This window comes from Mesorhizobium sp. M2A.F.Ca.ET.067.02.1.1, from assembly GCF_004023285.1.
In the GTDB taxonomy this organism is placed as follows: Bacteria; Pseudomonadota; Alphaproteobacteria; order Rhizobiales; family Rhizobiaceae; genus Mesorhizobium.
The window spans coordinates 1-2,903 of record NZ_RZSB01000754.1 but is presented as its reverse complement, the minus strand read 5'-3'; the positions used below and the strand labels follow the sequence as shown (position 1 = coordinate 2,903).

Sequence of the window (2,903 nt, the reverse complement as noted above, 5' to 3'; positions counted from 1 at the left end):
CGAGCGCATCGTGCGCAAGGAAGGCAAGAAGAAGTAATAGGCTTGGCCCCGAACCGAAGGTCAGCGCAGCAAAAAGTTGCGGACTTTTCGGAAGGGGCCAGGCTTGAGAAGTGTAACGCCGCGGGGAGCGGCCGCGGGAGGCTTGGCCTACCGCGCAGGGTTGCCCCCGTTTTCTGAAGGCAAGGAACTGACATCATGGCAAGCCCCAAGGAAACCATCCAGCGCCGCGCGCAGCGCGTCCGCCGCCAGCTGAAGAAGGTCGCCGGCGCGCGTCCGCGGCTTTCGGTGCACCGTAGCTCGAAGAACATCTACGTCCAGGTCATCGACGATGCCACCGGCCACACTCTGGCCGCCGCCTCGACGCTCGAGAAGGACCTCAAGGGTTCGCTGAAGACCGGCGCCGACACTGCCGCTGCCGCTGCGGTCGGCAAGCTGATCGCCGAGCGCGCTTCGAAGGCCGGCGTCAAGGAAGTCGTCTTCGATCGTGGCCCGTACATTTATCATGGCCGCGTCAAGGCGCTGGCCGAAGCTGCCCGCGAAGGCGGCCTCAGCTTCTAATTTCGCCGCTGATGACCCAAAGCGGCATCGGCAAACAGCAACCCGTGCTTCCGGAAAAGAACAAGGACTAGGATATGGCACAGGAACGTAGAGAAGGCGGCCGCGGCCGCGAGCGTGAACGCGAAGAGCGTGACGACGGCATGGTGGACAAGCTCGTCCACATCAACCGCGTCGCCAAGGTGGTGAAGGGCGGCCGTCGTTTCGGCTTTGCCGCTCTCGTCGTCGTCGGCGACCAGAAGGGCCGCGTCGGCTTCGGCCACGGCAAGGCGCGCGAAGTGCCGGAAGCCATCCGCAAGGCGACCGAATCGGCCAAGCGCGACATGATCTTCGTGCCGCTGCGTTCGGGCCGCACGCTGCATCACGACGTCGAGGGCCGTTGGGGCGCCGGACGCGTTCTGTTGCGCGCCGCCAAGCAGGGTACCGGCATCATCGCCGGCGGTCCGATGCGCGCCGTCTTCGAGACGCTCGGCATGCATGACGTGGTCGCCAAGTCGATGGGTTCGTCGAACCCCTACAACATGGTTCGCGCCACCTTCGACGCGCTGAAGAGCCAGATGCATCCGAAGGATGTGGCTGCCGCGCGCGGCATCAAGTATTCGACCCTTCAGGCCCGCCGCGGCACCGCCGTTGCGGCTGAAGAATAGTCGACGCTGACCAGGGATTTCGACCATGGCCAAGAAAGCTACCAAGACCATCACCGTCGAGCAGATCGGCTCCCCGATCCGCCGGCCGAAGGAGCAGCGTGCCACGCTGGTCGGCCTCGGCCTGAACAAGATGCACAAGCGGCGCACGCTGGAAGATACCCCTTCCGTGCGCGGCATGATCGCCGCCGTCCAGCACCTCGTCCGCGTCGTGGACGAGGCCTGAACGGAAGCGCAGGAGAAGAATGATGAAACTCAACGATCTGCGTGACAAGGACGGCGCCACGCATTCCAGGAAGCGCCTCGGTCGCGGCATCGGCTCCGGCTCGGGCAAGACCGCCGGTCGCGGCGTCAAGGGCCAGAAGGCTCGTTCGGGCGTTGCCATCAACGGCTTCGAGGGCGGCCAAATGCCGCTCTACCGGCGCCTGCCGAAGCGCGGCTTCAACAACCTGTTCGGCAAGAGCTTCGCGGTCGTGTCGTTGGCCAAGATCCAGGCGGCGATCGACGCCAAGAAGCTCGACGCCAAGGCGGCCGTGACGGCCGAGGCCCTGGTCGCCGCCGGCGTCATCCGCCGCGCCAAGGACGGCGTGCGCGTGCTGTCCGACGGCGAGCTGAAGGCCAAGCTCTCCTTCGACGTCGCCGGCGCCTCCAAGGCCGCGATCGAGAAGATCGAGAAGGCCGGCGGTTCGGTGAAGCTGCCGGAAGCGGCCGCCGCCGAGTAACGGCGATTTGAAGCACGGCCGACCGGGATAACTTCGCATTTTCCCTCGATCCGCGCTTTGACCAGATGAATTGGGCGGCCGCGTCAACGCGGCCGCTTGCATGTTTAAGGTCCGGAGCTTATCTCGTGAGCTTCGGTGACACGCGCCGCCTGAGCTGGGGGCGTCGAGCGTGACACGGAAATCAATGAAGTAGAGCAGGATGTTGTCCGAAAACCGCTCCACACTTTTCGGCATCATGCTCTAGCGGAGAATCAGGCATGGCTTCGGCTGCTGAACAACTAGCCTCCAATCTGAATTTCGCGGCCTTCGCCAAGGCCGAGGATCTCAAGAAGCGCATCTGGTTCACCATCGGCGCGCTGCTCGTCTACCGCCTCGGCACCTACATCCCGCTTCCCGGCATCAACCCCGACGCTTTCGCCCAGGCCTTCTCCTCGCAGAGCAAGGGCGTGCTCGGCATGTTCAACATGTTCGCCGGCGGCGCCGTGCAGCGCATGGCGATCTTTGCGCTGGGCATCATGCCCTACATCTCCGCCTCCATCATCATGCAGCTGATGACCTCGGTCATCCCCTCGCTGGAAGCGCTGAAGAAGGAAGGCGAGCAGGGCCGCAAGATCATCAACCAGTACACGCGCTACGGCACCGTGCTTCTGGCGCTGATCCAGGCCTACGGCATTTCGATCGGCCTCGAAGGCGGCAACGGCATCGTCAACGATCCTGGCATGTTCTTCCGCATCTCGACCGTCGTCACGCTGGTCGGCGGCACGATGTTCCTGATGTGGCTCGGCGAGCAGATCACCGCGCGCGGCATCGGCAACGGCATTTCGCTGATCATCTTCTCCGGCATCGTCGCCGGCCTGCCGCGGGCGATCTCCGGCACGCTGGAGCTCGGCCGCACCGGCGCGCTGTCGACGGGCCTCATCCTCGCGATCATCGTTCTGGCCATCATCGTCATCGCGCTCATCGTCTTCGTCGAGCGCGCGCA

5 protein-coding genes are annotated in these 2,903 nt (G+C 64.6%); all 5 read left to right on the top strand.

Annotated features, from left to right (window positions below; genetic code table 11):
- Positions 1-195 precede the first annotated feature (195 nt).
- Entirely contained in the window at positions 196-558 is a 363-nt protein-coding gene (rplR, locus tag EOA28_RS31270) for a 50S ribosomal protein L18 (RefSeq protein WP_127252187.1), read from the top strand.
- A gap of 74 nt (positions 559-632) precedes the next feature.
- A complete protein-coding gene (gene rpsE / locus EOA28_RS31265; RefSeq protein WP_027046810.1) occupies positions 633-1,202 on the top strand; it encodes a 30S ribosomal protein S5 in 570 nt (189 codons plus the stop codon).
- A gap of 25 nt (positions 1,203-1,227) precedes the next feature.
- Positions 1,228-1,425 (top strand): 50S ribosomal protein L30, encoded by a 198-nt coding sequence (gene rpmD / locus EOA28_RS31260; protein WP_027170355.1) that lies wholly within the window; start codon positions 1,228-1,230, stop codon positions 1,423-1,425.
- A 22-nt stretch (positions 1,426-1,447) separates the two neighbouring features.
- Complete coding sequence (gene rplO, locus EOA28_RS31255) at positions 1,448-1,921, top strand: 50S ribosomal protein L15 (protein ID WP_126083813.1); 474 nt, start codon at positions 1,448-1,450, stop codon at positions 1,919-1,921.
- Positions 1,922-2,178: 257 nt separating this feature from the next.
- Positions 2,179-2,903, top strand: a 725-nt coding sequence (locus EOA28_RS31250; RefSeq protein WP_148670968.1) for a preprotein translocase subunit SecY, incomplete at its 3' end; no start/stop codon positions are given.

Excerpts from the sequence above, each read along its gene's own strand:
- rpsE (WP_027046810.1), top strand. The coding sequence starts at position 633 with ATGGCACAGGAACGTAGAGAAGGCGGCCGCGGCCGCGAGCGTGAACGC.
- rplR (WP_127252187.1), top strand. The coding sequence starts at position 196 with ATGGCAAGCCCCAAGGAAACCATCCAGCGCCGCGCGCAGCGCGTCCGC.
- rpmD (WP_027170355.1), top strand. The coding sequence starts at position 1,228 with ATGGCCAAGAAAGCTACCAAGACCATCACCGTCGAGCAGATCGGCTCC.
- rplO (WP_126083813.1), top strand. The coding sequence starts at position 1,448 with ATGAAACTCAACGATCTGCGTGACAAGGACGGCGCCACGCATTCCAGG.